At 71.3% G+C, this 17,999-nt stretch carries 20 protein-coding genes and 1 pseudogene; 7 read left to right on the top strand and 14 right to left on the bottom strand.

The window, feature by feature from the left end:
- The first annotated feature begins 4 nt into the window (after positions 1 to 4).
- Positions 5 to 238 (top strand): Lrp/AsnC family transcriptional regulator, encoded by a 234-nt coding sequence (locus FLX08_RS06870; RefSeq protein ID WP_142617367.1) that lies wholly within the window; start codon positions 5 to 7, stop codon positions 236 to 238.
- A gap of 23 nt (positions 239 to 261) precedes the next feature.
- On the top strand, positions 262 to 717 hold the full coding sequence (locus tag FLX08_RS06865; protein WP_142617366.1) for a DUF3515 domain-containing protein: 456 nt from the start codon (positions 262 to 264) through the stop codon (positions 715 to 717).
- On the opposite strand, the gene FLX08_RS06860 is transcribed toward FLX08_RS06865, so the two are convergent.
- The 3 genes from FLX08_RS06860 to FLX08_RS06850 form a co-directional block, all read right to left on the bottom strand.
- Positions 718 to 1,833 carry a D-alanine--D-alanine ligase family protein gene (locus tag FLX08_RS06860; protein WP_142617365.1) on the bottom strand — a complete coding sequence of 372 codons (1,116 nt, stop codon included), beginning with the start codon at positions 1,831 to 1,833 and terminating at the stop codon, positions 718 to 720.
- A gap of 109 nt (positions 1,834 to 1,942) precedes the next feature.
- The gene (locus FLX08_RS06855) at positions 1,943 to 2,950 is read right to left on the bottom strand and encodes an NAD(P)H-dependent glycerol-3-phosphate dehydrogenase (RefSeq protein ID WP_142617364.1); all 1,008 of its coding nucleotides are present in this window, start codon (positions 2,948 to 2,950) and stop codon (positions 1,943 to 1,945) included.
- 53 nt (positions 2,951 to 3,003) lie between these two features.
- Positions 3,004 to 3,801, bottom strand: coding sequence for a lysophospholipid acyltransferase family protein (locus FLX08_RS06850; protein ID WP_244312464.1), 798 nt, complete (start codon positions 3,799 to 3,801; stop codon positions 3,004 to 3,006).
- Between the two features lie 78 nt (positions 3,802 to 3,879).
- Between FLX08_RS06850 and cofC the strand changes: the two genes are divergently transcribed.
- Positions 3,880 to 4,518, top strand: coding sequence for a 2-phospho-L-lactate guanylyltransferase (gene cofC, locus FLX08_RS06845; RefSeq protein ID WP_142617363.1), 639 nt, complete (start codon positions 3,880 to 3,882; stop codon positions 4,516 to 4,518).
- 150 nt (positions 4,519 to 4,668) lie between these two features.
- Here the strand turns inward: cofC and FLX08_RS06840 are convergent, their stop codons facing one another.
- Positions 4,669 to 6,132 (bottom strand): MFS transporter, encoded by a 1,464-nt coding sequence (locus FLX08_RS06840; RefSeq protein WP_142617362.1) that lies wholly within the window; start codon positions 6,130 to 6,132, stop codon positions 4,669 to 4,671.
- Between the two features lie 199 nt (positions 6,133 to 6,331).
- Between FLX08_RS06840 and FLX08_RS06835 the strand changes: the two genes are divergently transcribed.
- Positions 6,332 to 7,075, top strand: a complete 744-nt coding sequence (locus FLX08_RS06835) for a TetR/AcrR family transcriptional regulator (protein ID WP_142617361.1) — start codon at positions 6,332 to 6,334, stop codon at positions 7,073 to 7,075.
- Here FLX08_RS06835 and FLX08_RS06830 read toward each other — a convergent pair.
- Entirely contained in the window at positions 7,072 to 8,331 is a 1,260-nt protein-coding gene (locus FLX08_RS06830) for an MFS transporter (RefSeq protein WP_142617360.1), read from the bottom strand. The two genes, FLX08_RS06835 and FLX08_RS06830, sit on opposite strands and share 4 nt — an antisense overlap.
- Positions 8,332 to 8,402: 71 nt before the next feature.
- Between FLX08_RS06830 and FLX08_RS06825 the strand changes: the two genes are divergently transcribed.
- Positions 8,403 to 8,603, top strand: a complete 201-nt coding sequence (locus FLX08_RS06825; RefSeq protein WP_142617359.1) for a hypothetical protein — start codon at positions 8,403 to 8,405, stop codon at positions 8,601 to 8,603.
- A 27-nt stretch (positions 8,604 to 8,630) separates the two neighbouring features.
- On the opposite strand, the pseudogene FLX08_RS43225 reads toward FLX08_RS06825, so the two are convergent.
- Positions 8,631 to 9,071: pseudogene (locus tag FLX08_RS43225) on the bottom strand (SDR family oxidoreductase); the annotation flags it as partial.
- Positions 9,020 to 9,352 carry an SDR family NAD(P)-dependent oxidoreductase gene (locus FLX08_RS43220; RefSeq protein WP_341874313.1) on the bottom strand — a complete coding sequence of 111 codons (333 nt, stop codon included), beginning with the start codon at positions 9,350 to 9,352 and terminating at the stop codon, positions 9,020 to 9,022. The pseudogene FLX08_RS43225 and the gene FLX08_RS43220, both read right to left, overlap by 52 nt.
- 486 nt (positions 9,353 to 9,838) lie before the next feature.
- Here FLX08_RS43220 and FLX08_RS06815 point away from each other — a divergent pair, with 486 nt between their 5' ends.
- Positions 9,839 to 10,021 (top strand): hypothetical protein, encoded by a 183-nt coding sequence (locus FLX08_RS06815; RefSeq protein WP_142617358.1) that lies wholly within the window; start codon positions 9,839 to 9,841, stop codon positions 10,019 to 10,021.
- Between the two features lie 10 nt (positions 10,022 to 10,031).
- Here FLX08_RS06815 and FLX08_RS06810 read toward each other — a convergent pair whose 3' ends face one another.
- From FLX08_RS06810 to leuC, 7 genes are all read right to left on the bottom strand, one after another.
- Positions 10,032 to 11,246: an RNA polymerase sigma factor gene (locus FLX08_RS06810; protein ID WP_142617357.1), complete on the bottom strand. Its 1,215-nt coding sequence runs from the start codon at positions 11,244 to 11,246 to the stop codon at positions 10,032 to 10,034.
- Positions 11,243 to 11,614: a YciI family protein gene (locus FLX08_RS06805; RefSeq protein WP_142617356.1), complete on the bottom strand. Its 372-nt coding sequence runs from the start codon at positions 11,612 to 11,614 to the stop codon at positions 11,243 to 11,245. The genes FLX08_RS06810 and FLX08_RS06805 overlap by 4 nt, the downstream gene beginning before the upstream one ends.
- 268 nt (positions 11,615 to 11,882) lie before the next feature.
- A complete protein-coding gene (locus FLX08_RS06800) occupies positions 11,883 to 13,907 on the bottom strand; it encodes a SpoIIE family protein phosphatase (protein WP_244312463.1) in 2,025 nt (674 codons plus the stop codon).
- A 286-nt stretch (positions 13,908 to 14,193) separates the two neighbouring features.
- Complete coding sequence (locus FLX08_RS06795) at positions 14,194 to 14,490, bottom strand: HU family DNA-binding protein (protein WP_142617354.1); 297 nt, start codon at positions 14,488 to 14,490, stop codon at positions 14,194 to 14,196.
- Positions 14,491 to 14,543: 53 nt separating this feature from the next.
- The gene (locus FLX08_RS06790; RefSeq protein ID WP_142617353.1) at positions 14,544 to 14,804 is read right to left on the bottom strand and encodes an SCO5555 family protein; all 261 of its coding nucleotides are present in this window, start codon (positions 14,802 to 14,804) and stop codon (positions 14,544 to 14,546) included.
- A complete protein-coding gene (leuD, locus tag FLX08_RS06785) occupies positions 14,783 to 15,370 on the bottom strand; it encodes a 3-isopropylmalate dehydratase small subunit (protein WP_142617352.1) in 588 nt (195 codons plus the stop codon). The genes FLX08_RS06790 and leuD overlap by 22 nt, the downstream gene beginning before the upstream one ends.
- A gap of 32 nt (positions 15,371 to 15,402) precedes the next feature.
- The gene (gene leuC / locus FLX08_RS06780; RefSeq protein WP_142617351.1) at positions 15,403 to 16,788 is read right to left on the bottom strand and encodes a 3-isopropylmalate dehydratase large subunit; all 1,386 of its coding nucleotides are present in this window, start codon (positions 16,786 to 16,788) and stop codon (positions 15,403 to 15,405) included.
- A 140-nt stretch (positions 16,789 to 16,928) separates the two neighbouring features.
- Between leuC and FLX08_RS06775 the strand changes: the two genes are divergently transcribed.
- Positions 16,929 to 17,645 carry an IclR family transcriptional regulator gene (locus FLX08_RS06775; protein ID WP_142617350.1) on the top strand — a complete coding sequence of 239 codons (717 nt, stop codon included), beginning with the start codon at positions 16,929 to 16,931 and terminating at the stop codon, positions 17,643 to 17,645.
- Positions 17,646 to 17,999 lie beyond the last annotated feature (354 nt).

Raw genomic sequence — 17,999 nt, 5'->3', positions numbered from 1 at the left:
CGTCATGGTGCAGGCCTACATCCTTATCCAGACTGAGGTCGGCAGGGCCGCCAACGTGGCCGAGGAGATCTCCTCCATTCCCGGGGTGACACAGGCCGAGGATGTCACCGGGCCCTACGACGTGATCGTCCGCGCCCAGGCCAGCAACGTGGACGAGCTCGGCAAGCTCGTGGTGGCCCAGATTCAGGCCGTGCACGGCATCACCCGTACACTGACGTGTCCGATCGTCCACATCTGAGCGGAGCACGAGCCGAGGAGACGATGCGAGAGGCGAGGAGGCCCCTGCACGCCACACCGGCAGGCCTGATCCTGGCGGCGCTCACCCTGCTCGCCGCCTGCTCGACGACCGTCCGCGTGGAGCCGCCCACGCCGACCGGCGAGGCGGCGGCGGCCTGCCGCAGGCTCGACGCGGCGCTGCCGAAGACGCTCGAAGGGCTCGACCGGACCGCCTCCGAACCGCCCTCGCCGTACGTCGCCGTCTGGGGCGACGGCCAGATCGCCCTGCGCTGCGGCGTGCCCCGGCCCGCCGCGATGGAGCCGACGGCCGAGGTCGCCGACATCAACGGCGTCGGCTGGTTCCAGGACCCGCGCCGCCCGACGCTGTTCACGTCCACCAACAGGGTGGCGTACGTGGAGGTGACGATCGGGCAGCAGCACCAGGCCGGGGCCGTGCTGGTCGACCTCGCCGAGCCGATCAAGTCGACCATCCCGGAGTGACTACCGCAGGCCCGCGGGCCGGCGCAGCGCGAGCTGGATCAGCCGCTCGACCAGGTCGGCGTACGGCAGGCCGGTGGCGGCCCACAGCTGCGGCGCGACCGACAGCGACGTGAAGCCCGGCATCGTGTTGATCTCGTTGACGATCAGCTCGCCGGACGGCGTGTAGAAGAAGTCGACCCGCGACAGGCCCTCGCAGCCGAGCGCCTCGAACGCGCGCACGGCCATGGATCGCAGCGTCTCGGCCACCTCACCGGGGATGTCGGCCGGCGCCTGAAGCTCCATCTGGTCGGGGTAGTACTTGGCCTCGAAGTCGAAGAACTCGCGCTCGCCCCGCACGAGCACCTCGCCGGGGACGCTCGCCTCGGGGGCGGCGTCGCCGAGCGACTCCAGCACCGCGCACTCGACCTCCCGGCCGACGATGGCGGCCTCGACCAGCACCTTCGGGTCGTGCTCGCGAGCGAGCTCGATCGCCGCCTCCAGCGACTCGGGGTCGTGCGCCTTGGTGATGCCCTGCGACGACCCGGCCCTGGACGGCTTCACGAACACCGGCCAGCCCAGTTCCTCGATCTCCTTGAGCACCCGGCCGCGGTCGAGCCGCCAGTCGCGGTCGCGTACGACCACGAACGGGCCGACCGGCAGCCCGGCGGCGCGCAGCACGAGCTTCATGTACGCCTTGTCCATGCCGACCGCGCTGGCCAGCACGCCCGAGCCCACGTAGCGGACCCCGGCCATCTCCAGCAGGCCCTGGATCGTCCCGTCCTCACCGAACGGCCCGTGCAGCATCGGGAACACGACGTCCACGCGGCCGAGCGCACGCGGGATCTCCCCCGAGTCGAGGGCCACGAGGGCGCCGGAGTCCCCCGGGAGTGCGAGCGCGGTGCCGGAGTCGTCCACGACGGGCAGGCGGCCGGACTCGATCGCGTAGGACTGGCCGTCCGACGCCAGCACCCAGCGCCCGTCCTGGGCGATGCCGATGGGGATGACCTCGTACTTCGTCCGGTCGATGGCCTCCAGCACACTGCCCGCGCCCATCAGGGAGACGGCGTGCTCGGAGTTGCGGCCACCGAAGACGACTGCCACGCGTACGCGTGACGGGGACTCGCGCTCCTCGTTCATGATGCCCGAATCTACCGTGTTCGAGACGCAAAACGGCTTGTCAGCCACGCCCGTCGTGGGAGTCCGTTATCCCCGATGAGACTCCGGTAAGAACCCCATCAGACCCCGGTCAGACGCCGTAGCGCTCCGGCTTGGGCGTGCGCGACATCAGCAGGACGGCGGCCTCACCGGGGGTCATGCCGTCGTGGACGACGCCGACGACCACCTCGGTGATGGGCATCTCCACGTCGTGCTTCTTGGCGAGTTCGAGCACCGACTCGCACGACTTGACCCCCTCGGCCGTCTGTTTCGTGGCGGCGACGACCTCGGCCATCGTCATGCCCCGGCCCAGGTTCTCGCCGAAGGTGCGGTTGCGCGACAGCGGCGAGGTGCAGGTGGCGACGAGGTCGCCCATCCCGGCGAGGCCGGCGAAGGTGTGCTGGTCGGCCCCGAGCACCGCGCCCAGGCGGGCGATCTCGGCCAGCCCCCGCGTCATGAGCGTCGCCCGCACGTTGTCGCCCAGGCCCATGCCGGCCGCGACGCCGACGGCCAGCGCGATGACGTTCTTGACCGCGCCGCCGAGTTCGACGCCCACCACGTCCGGATTGGTGTAGGTCCGGAACCACGGCAGGTGGCACGCCTCCTGCAGCCGGGCGGCCACCTCCTCGTCGGAGCAGGCGACGACGGCCGCGGCGGGCTGCCGCCGGGCCAGCTCGGGGACCAGGTTGGGCCCGGAGACCACGGCCACCCGGCGCTCCGGCACCTCGGCCACCTCGCAGATGACCTCGCTCATCCGCTTGCAGGTGCCGAGCTCGACGCCCTTCATCAGGCTGACCAGCACGGCGTCCGGCGGGATGTGCGGCTTCCACACGCGGAGGTTGGCGCGCAGCGTCTGGGATGGCACCGCGAGCACCACGAAGTCGGCGCCCGCCATGGCCTCGGCGGGGTCCGTCGTGGCGCGGATGGTGTCGGGCAGCCGCGTCCCCGGCAGATACTCGGGGTTCTCCCGGGTCTCGTTGATCGCGTCGACGATCTCCGCCCGCCTGCCCCACAGGGTCGTGGAGGTGCCGGCCTCGGCGAGGATCATCGCGAACGTGGTGCCCCACGAGCCCGTTCCGAAAACAGCCGCCCTGCTCACTGGCCGCACCACTCCTCTTGCTCCGCGCGCTCCCCCCTCACCGTACGCTCCGCTCAGCCCTCGGCCGCATTCTTGGGGTCATAAGGGACCTCTGGCGCCTTCTCGTTCCGGATCTCGGCCAGCAGGCCGGTGATGGCGGCGGTGATGTCGGCGGTCGCGTCGCGCAGCACCGAGCCGCGCATGGGCTTCCCGGCGTACTTGGACAGGTCGACCGGCGGCCCGGCGAGCACGTGGAAGGGCTTGCGCGGCAGCAGGCGCGGCTTCGTCGCCCCGTACGGCAGCAGCTCCTGGGCGCCCCAGTGGGCGATCGGGATGACCGGCACGCCGGTCGCGAGGGCCAGCCGGGCGACGCCGGTCTTGCCGACCATGGGCCACAGGTCGGGATCGCGGGTGATCGTGCCCTCGGGATAGAACAGGATGCAGGCGCCGTTCCGCAGCCGCTCCTCGGCGATCTTCAGCGACTTGGTGGCCTCGGTGCTGTTGCGTTCGACCGGGATGGCCTGGAGCTGGGCGATGGCGTGACCGAGCCCGCGGATCCGGAAGAGACCCGCCTTGGCCAGGATCGTCGGCCACCGCCCGTTGTTGTACAGGTAGTGCGAGAGCAGCACCGGGTCGGACCACGACAGGTGGTTGGCCGCGATGATCAGCCCGCCGGTGCGGGGGATGTTCTCGCCGCCCCGCCACCTCCGCCGTACGAACAGCCGTGAGATCGGCTTGACGACGACGACCGCGAGCGCCTCCCAGAAACGCGGCGGCCGGCCCGCGCGACGGTTCACCCTCGCGGCAGCGGGCGCCGCGGGTGTGGGCGCGGGGGTGGTCGGGTCGGACGAGGGTTCACTGGGGTGGCTCACAGGGTCTCCAAAATCACCGGGATCCGGGACAAGTCTCCCGGTTGGCCATGGGCGATGTCGAGGCGGGATGCTACAGGCATGCACCTCGCGCGATGGTCAATAGTGGTCCCGGTGAAGACCCTGATCCGGGCCAAGACACGGCTGGCGGCGGCGGCCGGGCCGCACCGGGCCGATCTGGCCGTCGCGGTGGCCTCCGACACCGTGGCGGCGGCGCTGCGGTGCCCGCTGGTGGCGCGCGTGGTGGTCGTGACGGCCGACCCGCTGCCCGCGCGGCGGCTGGCCGCGCTCGGGGCCCACGTGGTGGCCGACCCCGACCGGGGGCTGAACACCGCCCTGCGGACCGGGGCGGAGGAGGCCGTACGGCTCGCGCCCGGCGACGCCGTCGGCGCCCTGCAGGCCGACCTGCCCGCCCTGCGGCCCGCGGAGCTGGAGACGGTGCTCGCGGCGGCGCTGGAGTTCGACCAGGCGTTCGTCCCGGACGCCGCCGAGGTGGGGACGACCTTCTACGGCGTGCGGCCGGGCGTGCCCTTCCGGCCGGGGTTCGGCGGCGAGTCCCGGGCCAGGCACCTGTCCCGGGGGGCCAAGGAGCTGACCCCGCCGGGGATCACGTCCGTACGCAGGGACGTGGACACCGTGGAGGACCTGCGCGACGCCCTCGCCCTGGGCGTCGGCCCCGCGACCGCCGAGGTCGCGGCCCTGATCCTCGGCACGGCTTAGCAACCCTCACGGCCCCACGCCCCGGACGTCCCGGCGCCCCTGAGACACCGGTGCCCTGAAACACCGCGCCCCTGACGGCCCCGCGGCCCGGACGGCAAAAGGGCGGCCACGCCGAGCCCCCGCTCCGGCGTGGCCACCCGTGATCTCGTGTCAGTGCGCCGCCTCCGCGTTCTCGCGGGCCTGCTTGGGCAGGAGGAAGGCCACGACGAAGGTCAGCAGGAGCATTCCGGCGACCACCCACAGGGTGATCTTCATGGCCTGGTCGAAGCTCCCGGCGGTGGGAACGTCGCCGAGCAGGTCGAAGAAGACCGTGCCGAGCAGGGCCACGCCGAACGCGTTGCCGAGCTGCTGCACCGCCGTCAGCGTGCCGGACGCCGAGCCCGTCTCGTGCTCCTCCACCCCGGCGAGCACGATGTCGAAGAAGGGCGACATCAGCAGGCCCATTCCGATGCCGCTGACGATCAGCGCGGGGGTGAGCTGCCACGGGGTGACGTGCATGCCCGCGAGGTTCAGCGTGAGCAGGACGCCGAGCACGCCCAGCGTCATGATCAGGGTGCCGCCCTGAAGCAGCCTGCGCCCGAACTTCTGCAGCCCCTGCGCGAGGCCGAACCCGAGGATCATGCCGCCCGACCAGGGCACCATCGCGAGCCCCGCCTTGAGCGGCGAGTAGCCGAGCCCCAGCTGGCAGTAGAGGTTGAAGGCCAGCATGAACCCGGCCATGCCGGAGAAGAACACCATGCCGGTGAACAGGCCCCCGGTGAACGCGCGCTTGCGGAACAGGCTCGGCACGATCAGGGGGTCGCCGCCCGCGCGGCTGCGGCGGGACTGGAACCAGCCGAAGACGGCGAACACGAGCACCGAGGCGGCGAGCATGACGAACGCCCACGCGGGCCAGTCGTTCTCGCGGCCCTGCACCAGCGGGTAGATCACCAGGAAGGCGCCCACGGACGCGAGCGCGACCCCGGCCAGGTCGAGCCGCGGCGGCCGCGGCGAGCGCGACTCGGGCAGGAAGCGCATCCCGGCGAGCAGCGCGGCCAGGCCGAGCGGCAGGTTGATGAGGAAGATCATCCGCCAGCTCGTGCCCCAGAAGTCGGCCGTCACGAGCCAGCCGGCGAGGATCGGGCCGCCGACGGCCGACAGCCCCATGACCGGCCCGAACATCCCGAACGCCCGGCCCATCTCGGCGGGCGGGAACATCTCCTTGATCATGCCGAGGCCCTGGGGCAGCATGACCGAGCCGAACAGGCCCTGGATCACCCGGGCGCCGATCAGCACCTCGGGCGACTGGGCGACGGCGCACAGCAGGGAACCCACGGTGAACCCGGCGGCTCCGATCAGGAACATGCGCCTGCGGCCGAAGATGTCCCCGAGCCGCCCGCCGGTGATCAGCCCCACGGCCATCGAGAGCGTGTAGGCGGCGCCGAGCCACTGGATGACGGCCTCGGAGCCGCCGAGGTCGGCGCGCATCTCGGGCGCCGCGATGTTGGTGACCATCGCGTCGAGAAGGTCCATGACCTCTCCGGCGAGGATCACGAAGAGCGCCGCCCAACGCCAGCGGTACGGCGCCCCCGCCACCGGCGACGCCGGCGCGGTAGCCGTGCTGGGTTCCGACATCATCCCTCCCTGAAAACTGAACAGTGTTCATAGTAAAGTGAGCGCTGTTCTACCACCGATCAGTGTTCAGCGCCAAGTTCGATGTTCACCACGATATATCTCGTTTTCCCGGCACACAAGATATATCTCGTTGAGAGAGCGGTGTTCGTGGAAGCGGAGCGGTGTTCATTAGCATGGGCGGAACAGCGGGAGGTCCTTCATGACGCAGCCGGACATGCCCACACCGCCGTGGGAGCGTCCGCCCAGGCGACGTACGCCGGCCAGGGTGCCCCTCACCCGCGAGCGGATCGTCGACGCCGCCTTCACGGTCCTCGACAGGGAGGGCTACGACCGGCTGAGCATGCGGCAGGTGGCCGCCGAGCTCGGCGTCGCCGTCTCGGCCTTGTACGTCCACGTACGCGACAAGGACGACCTGCTGCAGCTCATGTACACCCGCATGTTCGAGGGCTACGACGTTCCCGAGCCCGACCCCGAGCACTGGCGGGAGCAGGTCAAGGACTTCGCCCGCCAGGCGCGTGAGCGGATGCTGAGCCATCGCGACCTGCCGAAGCTCGCGATGGGCCATGTCCCGTTCACCCCGGAGCTGCTCCCCTACGTCGAACGGCTGCTGGCCGTCTTCGCCTCCTCCGGGATGCCGCGGCACGTGCTGGCCGTCTCCGGCGACCTGCTGTCCACGTACATCAACGGGTTCGCGCTGGAGGAGAGCGTCTGGCAGGAGCGTTACCGCGAGTCGCAGGGCTCGTGGGACAAGCTGCGCGAGGAGATCAACGGATATTTCGCCTCGCTGCCGCCCGACCGGTTCCCGCACCTGGTCGCGCTCGCCGACATCATGATGGAGGAGTCGACCGACCACCGGTTCGAGCTCGGCCTGGAGATCATCCTGCGCGGCCTCGCGTCCTACATCGGCGAGCCGGACCCCGGCGAGGAGCGCGAGGAGGGTTAGGAGACCGCGCGGATCCGCGGGGCGAGCAGAACCGGCAGGTGGGCGAGCGTGTAGGCCCCGCAGGCGGTCCAGAACGCGACGCGCACCCCGGCCAGCTGCCCCAGCGTGCCCGCCAGCAGGCCCCCGAGCGGCATCGGGCCCCACATCAGGAACCGCATGGTGGCGCTCAGCCGGCCGAGCAGGTGCGGCGGGCAGATCGACTGGCGGTAGGCCCCCTGCGCCACGCTGAACACGGTGGTCGCCACCCCACTGGCCGCCAGGGCCGCCGGCAGGATCAGCAGGCGCGGGCCCGCCGCCGTCAGCGCCAGCGGGGCGGTGCAGACCGTGGCCGCCCACGCCGCGGCGTACATGGCCCGGCCCGTGCCCAGGCGGGCCGCGATCCGCGGAGCCAGCCAGGCGCCGGCCACCCCGCCCACCGCGCCGGCCGACAGCAGCATGCCGTACGTGCCGGGGCCGACGCCGACCTCGCGGACCAGGTAGAGCGGCACCGTGGCCGACCACAGGCCGAACGACAGCATCATCAGCGCCCCGACCGCGGCGACCCGGCGCAGGACGGGCTGCCCGGCGACGAACAGGAGCCCCTCGGCGATCTCCGGCCACAGCCGGGCACCGCCCCCGGCACCCCTGCCCCTGAGGTCTCTCTCACTGGCGTCTCTGCCGGGCTTCTCGTCCGCGCGTACGCCGAGGAGCAGCAGCGCGGACCCCGCGTAACTGAGGGCGTCGGCGACCACCGCGATCGGGGCGGTGAGCGCCTGCACCAGCCAGCCGCCGATCCCCGGACCGGAGAGCTGGGCGAGCGACTGGTTCGCGGCGAGCGTGCCGTGACCGCGGGCGAGATCCTCCCGTCCGACGATGGACGGGAGATAGCTCTGGTGGGCGACGTCGAAGAAGACCGTGCACAGCCCGTTCACCAAGGCCACGGCGTACATCTGCGGCAGGCCGAGCACGCCGAGCACTGCCGCGGCCGGGATCGACAGCAGCGCCAGCGCGCGGACCGCGTCGGCGGCGACCAGCACCGGACGACGCCGCATGCGGTCCACCCACGCTCCGGCGGGCAGGCCGACCACCAGGAACGCCACCATCTCGGCGGCGGTGAGCAGCCCCACCTGGAACGGGCTCGCGTGCAGGGTGAGCGCCGCCGTGAGCGGCAGGGCGACCAGGGAGACCTCGCTGCCGAGCTTGCTGATCGCGTCGGCCCCGGCGTATCGCCGGAAGTCACGCACGCGCCACAGGCTCCTCACCACTGCCTCGGTCATGGCGGGCCATGCTGGCAGCCGGTGGAATGACCGGTCAAAGGATTTTCCGCACCCGGCGGTAGGCTTGCGGCGTGCAGGCGACGGTGCAGAGCTTCGACCCCGCGACCCGCTCGGGCTGGGTCTTCCTCGACGACGGCACCCGGATCCCGTTCGACGGCGAGGCGTTCGACGCCGGGCCGCTGCGGCACCTGCGCCCCGGCCAGCGGGTCGCCCTCGTCATGGCGGACGACCGCGTGACCTACGTGACGCTCTCCACGTTCCCGACGCCCTGAGCTACCTGCGTTTCCGGTGTCGGCGCGTCAGACCGTTTTGATCGCTCCTCCGTCGATCACCAGGTCGGCGCCGTTGACGCTCGCCGCGTGCGGTGAGGCGAGGTAGGTCACGAGGGCCGCCACCTCCGCCGGTTCGACCAGCCGTCCCGTGGTCATGCCCGCCCGGCCCGGCAGCCCGGCCAGCAACTGCTCGTGTGACACTCCCAGCGCCGCCGCCAGCTCGGCGCCGTATCCGTCGGGCGCCTCCCACATCGCGGTGCGGACCGCACCGGGTGAGACCGTGTTCACCCGCACCCCCTGCGGCCCGAACTCCTCCGCCAGGGCCTTGCCGAACGCCGTGATCGCCGCCTTCGCCGTGGTGTACGGCAGCGGGCCCACATGCGGCATGCGGGCGCCGTTCGAGGAGATGTTCACGATCACGCCGCGGCGGCGCACGACCCCGGGCAGCGCGGCGCGGGTCGTGCGGACGGCGGCGAAGAAGTTGAGGTCGAACCACGAGAGCCACTCGTCGTCCGCGAAGCCGAGGAATCCCGGACGCCGTTCACCCCGGGATCCCCGCCGCCCACGTTGTTGACCAGCAGGTCGAGGTCCTCCCCCAGCTCGGCGACCGCGCGCTCGACCAGGTGCGCCGGGCCCTCGGGCGTCGAGAGGTCCACCTGAACGGCGATCGCACCGGTCTCCTTCAGCTCCGCGCCGACGTTCCGCGCCGCCGCCACCACGCGGACGCCCTCCGCGGCGAGCGCCGCCACGACCGCCAGCCCGATGCCCCGGCTGGCACCCGTGACCAGCGCCGTTCGTCCGGAGGCGGGCCTGAGGGCGCGGCCGGGGGCGGGTCCGGGGACACGTTCGGAGGCGGGGAGGCCGAGGCCCTCGCGACCCGGGTCGTGGACACCCTGCTGCGCGGGTTCGGCTCCCCCGGCACGCCGGTCATCGCCTGACCGCTCAGGCGCGAGACGCTCTCCCCGTCTCCATCCTCCTGACCTGGGCGGGTTTGACCGGATCAGCCGGCCGGGGTTCTACTGGAGAGGCTCTACGCGCCGCCGTACGACTTCGAGGAGGTGGTCGGGATGACGTCCGGCAGTAGTCCAGAACCATCCCATCCCGTCGCCTTCCCCGGCGCCTTCCCCGGCGCGACGCGAAGCCCCGGCGTCGTCGAGGCGGTCGCCGCCCGCTGTCACGCGAGGTGACGGGTTCTCATCCGTGCCGCACTCCCGGCACGAGACAGGAGGTCCGTCATGACGATCACGATTTCCGTTCCGTTCGCGCTGCCGCAGATCCTGCGCCGGACGGCTCGTGTCCTGTTCCCCGTCCTGATGCCTCTCGCCCTCGCCCTGCTGGGCTCCGCCGAGGCCGGCATCGGCCTGCAGGTGGGGCTGGAGATCGGGCTGCTGGTCCTCCGGCACCTCCTGGGGGCCTGAGGGGACGCGGCTACGGCCGCACCCTCCGGGCCCGGGACTCCAGGTAGCGCTGCTCGGCCATGCTGGCCGTGGCCTTCGCGGCGCGCCGGTAGTGCTCGTACGCCGCGGCCGTGTCGCCGGTCTTCTCCAGCAGATGCGCGCGCACGGACAGCAGCCGGTGATGCCCGGCCAGCCGCTCGTCCCCGTCCAGCGTGGACAGCAGGGCCAGCCCGGCCTGCGGACCCTCGATCTCGGCGAGCGCGATCGCCCGGTTGAGGGTGACCATCGGGTTGGGCGCGATCCGCTCCAGGATCAGATAGAGGGCGTGCACCTGCGGCCAGTCGGTCTCGTCGGCCGTCGCCGCGTCGGCGTGCGTGGCCGCGATGGCGGCCTGCAACTGGTAGGGCCCCAGCGCCGGGCCGGCGAGCGCCGACTTGATCAGCTCGATGCCCTCGTCGATCAGCCCGCGGTCCCACTTCGTGCGGTCCTGCTCGTCCAGCGGCACCAGGTCGCCGGCCGGGGTCGTACGGGTCTCCCGGCGGGCATGGGTCAGCAGCATCAGCGCGAGCAGCCCGGTCACCTCGCCGTCGCCGGGCAACTGGGCGTGCACCGTCCGGGTCAGCCGGATCGCCTCGTGCGCGAGGTCGGCGCGGTGCAGCGCGCTTCCCGAGGAGGCGGTGTAGCCCTCGTTGAAGATCAGATAGAGCACGTGCAGGACGACCCGGAGCCGTTCCTGGAGCTCCGCGCCGTCCGGCATGCCGAACGAACTGCCGGCGGCCTTGATGCGCTGCTTGGCCCGGCTGATCCTGGCCGCCATCGTGGCCTCCGGCACCAGGAACGCGCGGGCGATCTCGGCGGTGGTCAGGCCGCCGACCGCCCTCAGCGTCAGGGCGACCTGGGAGGCCGCGGTCAGCGTGGGATGGCAGCACAGGAAGAGCAGGACGAGCGTGTCGTCGGTGTCCGGCACGTCCTCGGGCGTCACCTCGACGGCCGCCGTCGCCGACTCCCGCTCACGGCGCGCATGATCGCTGCGCATCTGGTCGATGAGCCGCCGGGACGCGACGGTCGACAGCCAGCCACGGGGGTTGTCCGGCACTCCCTCGGCCGGCCACTGCACGGCGGCGGCGAGAACGGCCTCCTGCACGGCGTCCTCGCACCCCTCGAACCGGCCGTACCGCCGTACCAGCGCGCCGAGGACCTGCGGCGTGAGCTCACGCAGCAGGTCCTCGATGACCGGTGCTGTCATGCCTCCAATTGTCCGTCGGCGAACATGACCTGCCGCACCTCGACGCCGAGACCCTCGATCGCGGTGTCCGGGATCTGCGCCGCCAGCTCGATCGCCCGCTCCCTGCTCTCGCAGTCGATCAGGTAGAAGCCGCCCAGATATTCCTTGGCCTCCAGGAAGGGGCCGTCGGTGACCACCGGCTGGCCGTTGCGCACGGACACCACCGCGGCCTGCGACGGGTCGACCAGCGCCTGTGTCGTGATCAGCTCCCCGGACCGCTTCAGCGCCTCGATGAACCTGCCGTGGCCCTCGCCGATCGCCGCCCTCTCCTCGTCGGTGAGCGCGTCGAGCACGGCCGGGTTGATGTGCAGGCCGATCAGGAACTTCATCGTGTTCTCCTCGTCGTTCGCGAGCCCCCTCGGGGCACTTCCACCGGGTGGTCGGAGCCGACTCGGCCGTCTTGACACACACCCGCGTCGAAAACTCCCGGCCGCTCCGGCCAACCGGCGGGACATCGAGAGAACAGGGAGCTCCGACGTGCGCGTCAACCGGGCGTGGCTGCTCGGTGTGGTGGCCGCGGTGGTCTACCGCGGCCGGATGGACGGCACGTCCGGCTCGCCGGCCGGCGCGGTCGCCGCCGGCCGGCACCTTCCCGCGTCATGGGGTGACTCCCTGATAGCGGCCTTCCTGCGGCACCCGCAGCGCGATCATGGCGACGTCGTCCTCTCCCGTCACCGGCATCCCGGTGAGCACTTGGTCGCAGAACCGGCCCAGCGGTTCGCGAGCGAGCGGCTCCACGCGTCGCCGCAGCCGTTCGAGTCCGTCGCCGAGATCCTCTCCGCGCCGCTCGACGAGGCCGTCGGTGTAGAGCAGCAGCGTGCTGTGCGGCGGCAACGGTTCGATGGCGCTGATCCACGGCTGCTCGTAGCGGAGGCCGAGAAGCGGGTTGCCCGCGTCCTGGAGGAAGCGGGCCTCCCCCTCGCCGGTCACCAGCAACGGCGGCGGGTGCCCGGCCGCCGAGTAGGCGAGCCGCCACACGCCCTCCACGTCCCGTTCCACGCTGGTCAGGACGCAGGTGGCGGTGGTCTCGCCGTTCAGGGCCTCCAGGGCGCAGTTCAGCCGCCGCAGGACGTCGCCGGGGCACTCGTCGCGGTCGACGGCGAGCGCCCGCAGCATGTTGCGCACCTGGCTCATGCGGACGGCGGCCGCCAGGTCGTGCCCGGCCACGTCGCCGATCACCAGCTCGACCGCGCCGCCGGGCAGCAGGAACGCGTCATACCAGTCTCCGCCGATCTCGGCGGCGGTCGGGCTCGCCTGGTAGCGCGCGGCGAGCTCCAGACCGGGGACATGGGGCGGATCGGCCAGCAGGCTGTGCTGCAGGGCCAGCGCCACCCGCTGGGTGCGCCGGAAGCGCAGGGCATTGCTGATGGCGGCGTGCGTGTGGTCGAGGATCTGCCCCATCAGGTCGATGTCGGCCTGGCTGATCGGAGGCCGGTCCCCGCAGGCGCAGGCCGTGACCACAGCCGCGACCTCGCCTTCGACGACGATCGGGAGGATGACCACGTTGTGCGCCTCGATCTCGGCGAGCCACGTGCTGATCGCCTCCGGGTAGAGGAACGGAGGACGTCCGTGGGGGAAGGACAGGTACGCGGGGCGGCGCTGCCCCACCGCCTGCCGCAGCACCTCGGCGCAGTAGTGCTCCTGCAGCATCGGCAGCCTCGGTATTCCCTCACGTACGGCGCAGCCGAGGCGCTCGGCGACGATGGCGTGCGCGTACGGAAGGCCGCCGTTCGGCTCACGCAGCAGGTGGACGTCGCAGGTGTCGGCGAGCTCGGGCACGACCACCTCGGCGAGCGCCTGGCACATCTCCTCCAGGTTGGTGATGTCGCTCACGGCGTCCGCGGCGCGCTCCAGCAACCGGCCGCGGCGCTCCTCCTGCCACTCCTGCTCGACGTCGGTGGAGGTGCCCACCCACTCCACCACCTCGCCGTTCTCGCGCACCGGCACGGCCCGGAACCGGATGTGCCGGTAGACGCCGTAGCGGGTGCGGACGCGGTGGATCGCCTCGTAGAACGAGGCCTCCTGTTCGGGGGCCTTGTCCCACCACTCTCCGGCGTGCACGCGGTCTTCCGGGTGCAGGGCCTCCATCCAGCCGCGGCCGAGGCTCTCCTCCAGCGTCTGTCCCGTCAGCCGCTGCCATCCCTGGCTCTCTTTGGACTCGCCATGCGGGCCGGTCACCCACACGCCGTGCACACCCGCCCACATGATGCTCTCGTAACGGCGCCGGAGGCGGTGCAGCTCCTTCTCCATGGCCTGCAACCGCCGCGTGGCGGCGGCCTGTGCCGTGACCTCCTGGACCAGCGCCAGCAGTCCCCGCTCGTCACCCTGGAGGGGCACTCGGGAAAGGCTCACCCGGAAGAGGCGCTCGTGCGGTCCGTCGCCGCTGTCCGCGGTCGCGGAGACCTCGTCGAGGCGCACCGTCTCCCCGGTCGCCAGCGCCTCGTCGAACGCGGCGAGGGTGTCGTGCCCCACGAGGTCGTGGAGGGCCTCCGACACCGGCGCCCCGATCGGCCGGTGCCCGAACATCGCCAGGAAGGCGTCGTTCGTGTAGCGCAGTCGATGCTCGTCTCCGCCGGTCACCAGAACCGCGACCGGCGCCCGGTCGAACACGTCCAGCGGCACCCGGCTGGACCCGCGTTTTCGCGCTGCCGCCGTCTCAAACTTTTGACCGACTTGCACTGCCTGTTCCCCCGGTCCGACCGTGTGCACGCGATCGAGGGCTCCCCCGCATACCCGCCCTACGACCCGCTTACCTGAGATTACACACGTTTACCCAGGTCAGAGAGGGAGGAAGGCGTGGTCCTCGCACCGCTGCGCCACAGGGACCTCATGCGGCGCAGCGGGTCCGGAAACGACGAACGGCGCCCGGGGGCTCCGAGCGCCGTCCACTGGTGCGGGGTGGGGCCGGCTACTTCTTCTTGGCAGCCTTGCCACCCGCGTTGACCTGCTCCTTGAAATCTGCCCCGGGCCGGAACCTGGGCATCCAGCTCTCCTCCACCTTGATCGGATCCCCGGTGGAAGGGTTGCGGGCCGTACGAGCCGGCTTGTGCACCATCTCGAAGGCGCCGAAGCCGGTGATCGAGACCTTGTCCCCGCTCGCGACAGCGTTCTGGATGGCCTCGAGGACAGCGTTGACGGCTTCGGTAGCCGTCTTCTTGTCGCCGACACGATCCGTGATCGCGTCGACGAGTTCTTTCTTGTTCATTTCGGTTTCCTCCCCCTTACGCGCTTGAAATTAGGGGACGAGGTCGCGGGACTTCAATCACCGGGGGGCATGTTTCGCCTGCTCGGCGTGTCGAATGTGCCGTCCAGATAGGCGATGAAGGCGTCCAGCCGGGCGGCCGCATGGGCTATGTCCCGCTTTGCCACGTCACAGATAGCAAGCAGCCGTCGCGCCAGGCGGGCCTGCTCCTCCTGTGGTAAGGCTAACGCTCTGACGCGGCGATGCGCATCACGCAGTCGCCGCGCCAGCAGCTCATCTACGGTCTGAGGATCGTTCAGACGGTCGTCGGCAGCCATGGCTGCCGTCCATTCTCGTACTCCTCGATGGCGTCCGCGTGACGCAGGGTCAGCCCGATGTCGTCGAGGCCCTCCAGCAGCCGCCAGCGGGTGTAGTCGTCGATCTCGAACGAGGCCACCAGGTCGCCCGAACGCACCTGGCGTTCCACCAGGTCGACGGTGATCTCCGTCTTCGGGTCGGCCTCGGCCGCGTCCTGCAGCCGCTTGACGACGTCCTCGGGCAGGACGACCGGCAGCAGGCCCATCTTCGTGGAGTTGTTGCGGAAGATGTCGCCGAAGCGCGAGGCGATCACGACGCGGAAGCCGTACTGCTGGAGGGCCCAGACGGCGTGCTCGCGCGAGGAGCCGGTGCCGAAGTCGGGCCCGGACACCAGGATCGACGCGCCCTCGTACGCCGGGTCGTTCAGCACGAAGGACGGGTCCTCGCGCCAGGCGGCGAACAGGCCCTTCTCGAAGCCCGTACGGCTGACCTGCTTCAGCCAGACCGCCGGGATGATCTGGTCGGTGTCCACATTGCTGCGGCGCAGCGGCACGGCCCGGCCGGTGTGAGTGGTGAAGGCATCCATGATGATCTCTTCCTGGGACTGGGGCGGGCGGACTAGAGGTCGGCGGGGGCGGTCAGCCGGCCGGTCACCGCGGTCGCGGCCGCCACCTGCGGCGAGACCAGGTGGGTGCGCCCGCCCTTGCCCTGGCGGCCCTCGAAGTTGCGGTTGGAGGTCGAGGCGCTGCGCTCGCCCGGCTTCAGGGTGTCGGGGTTCATGCCCAGGCACATCGAACAGCCGGCCTCGCGCCACTCGGCCCCGGCCGCCTTGAAGACCTCGTGGAGGCCCTCCTCCTCGGCCGCCTTCTTGACCCCCATGGAGCCCGGGACGATCAGCGTACGGGTGACGACCTTGCGGCCCCGCAGGATCTCGGCGGCGGCGCGCAGGTCCTCGATGCGGCCGTTGGTGCAGGAGCCGACGAAGACGGTGTCCACCTGGATGTCGCGCAGCGGCGTGCCCGCAGTCAGGCCCATGTACTCCAGCGCCCGCTCGGCGGCGGACCGCTCGACCGGGTCGGCGAACTGCTCGGGCGACGGCACGGCGGAGCCGAGCGGCGCGCCCTGGCCCGGGTTGGTGCCCCATGTGACGAACGGCGTGAGGGTCGCGGCGTCGATCTCCACGACCTTGTCGAACACGGCGTCGTCGTCGGTGCGCAGCGTCTTCCAGTAGTCGACGGCCCGGTCCCAGTCCTCGCCGGAGGGCGCGTGCGGACGGCCGCGCAGGTACTCGAACGTGGTCTCGTCGGGGGCGATCAGGCCCGCCCGCGCGCCGGCCTCGATCGACATGTTGCAGACGGTCATGCGGCCCTCCATGGAGAGCTTGCGCACGGCCTCGCCGCGATACTCGACGATGTGGCCCTGGCCGCCGCCGGTGCCGATCTTCGCGATGATCGCGAGGATCAGGTCCTTGGCGGTCACGCCGACCGGCAGCTCGCCCTTGACCTCGATGGCCATCGTCTTGGGCCGGTAGGCGGGCAGCGTCTGCGTGGCCAGCACGTGCTCGACCTCGGAGGTCCCGATGCCGAACGCGATGGCGCCGAACGCCCCGTGCGTCGAGGTGTGCGAGTCGCCGCAGACGATCGTCATGCCGGGCTGGGTCAGCCCGAACTGCGGGCCGATGATGTGCACGACGCCCTGACCCGCGTCGCCCATCGGGTGCAGGCGGATGCCGAACTCCGCGGCGTTCTTGCGCAGCGTCTCGACCTGCGTGCGCGACACCGGGTCGGAGATCGGCCCGAGCACGGTCGGGACGTTGTGGTCCTCGGTGGCGATCGTGAGCTCGGGGCGACGCACGGTGCGGCCGGCCATGCGAAGGCCGTCGAACGCCTGCGGGCTGGTCACCTCGTGGATGAGGTGCAGGTCGATGTAGAGCAGGTCGGGTTCGCCTTCGGCACGCCGTACGACGTGCTGCTCCCAGACTTTCTCAGCCAGTGTGCGACCCATGGTTGTGACGCCTCCTCGCGTTCAGACCCCCGCGGTCGTGTCTCTCATGATGAGACGGAAATATCGGGATATGGACACTGTATCTGGAGTTTCCCAACATTGCGTTTGCATCTCGTATGGCGAGACGGCAGTATCGGGGTATGGACAACTCTAGCGGGGTCGGAGTACTCGACAAGGCGGTTCTCGTACTCAACGCCCTGGAGGCGGGCCCGGCTTCCCTGGCACAGCTCGTCCAGGCGACCGGCCTGGCCCGGCCGACGGCCCACCGGCTGGCCGTCGCGCTGGAGCACCACCGCATCGTCTCCCGCGACACGCAGGGCCGGTTCGTCCTCGGCCCCCGCCTGTCGGAACTGTCCACAGCCGCGGGCGAAGACCGGCTGCTCGCCGTCGCCGGCCCGGTGCTCACCCAGCTTCGCGACCTCACCGGGGAGAGTGCTCAACTTTACCGGCGCCAGGGCGACGAGCGGGTCTGCGTGGCGGCCGCCGAGCGCGCCAGCGGGCTGCGCGACACGGTTCCGGTCGGCTCCGCGCTCCCCATGACCGCGGGCTCCGCCGCGCAGATCCTGCTCGCCTGGGAGGAGCCCGACCGGCTGCACCGCGGCCTGCGGGGGGCCAAGTTCACCGCCGCCACGCTCGCGAGCGTACGCAGGAGGGGCTGGGCCCACAGCGTCGGCGAGCGCGAGCAGGGCGTGGCGAGCGTCTCCGCGCCCATCCGCGGCGCCGGCGGCAAGGTGATCGCGGCGGTCTCCGTGTCCGGTCCCATCGAGCGGCTGACCCGTACGCCCGGCCGGATGCACGCCGCCCCCGTCGTCGCCGCCGCCGAGCGGATCACCGAAGCCATGCGCCGCGCGAACTAGGGCGCGTAGGTGGTTGTGATCAAGGGGTGGTCCAGGTCAGGTCTCTGATCCAGACTCCCCGCCCCTGGCGGCCTAAGCAATCACGTCCTTCAGCAGGGCTTCGAAGAAGTCGGCGGCCCTGCATCGGCGGAAGCGGTTGTGCACGGCCGGCCAGGCGCCGAACCGGATCAGGCCGGCTGTAAGGGCGAATCCCAAAACTTGATCACAACACGATACGCGCCTTAGAGCGGGCAGGTCGGACAGCGGATCGGAGATGGTGACGCGCTTCAGGTGGCGGGAGAGCGCGCCGATCGGGGATGAGGGCAGCGAACGCCGCCCCTGTTCTTGATCGACTCACGCAGGAGCCGACATTAA

Origin of the sequence: Microbispora hainanensis (assembly GCF_006874475.1) — a bacterium.
Classification (GTDB): Bacteria; Actinomycetota; Actinomycetes; order Streptosporangiales; family Streptosporangiaceae; genus Microbispora; species Microbispora hainanensis.
The sequence above is the reverse complement of the archived record's forward strand: the minus strand, read 5'-3'. Positions and strand labels throughout refer to the sequence as shown.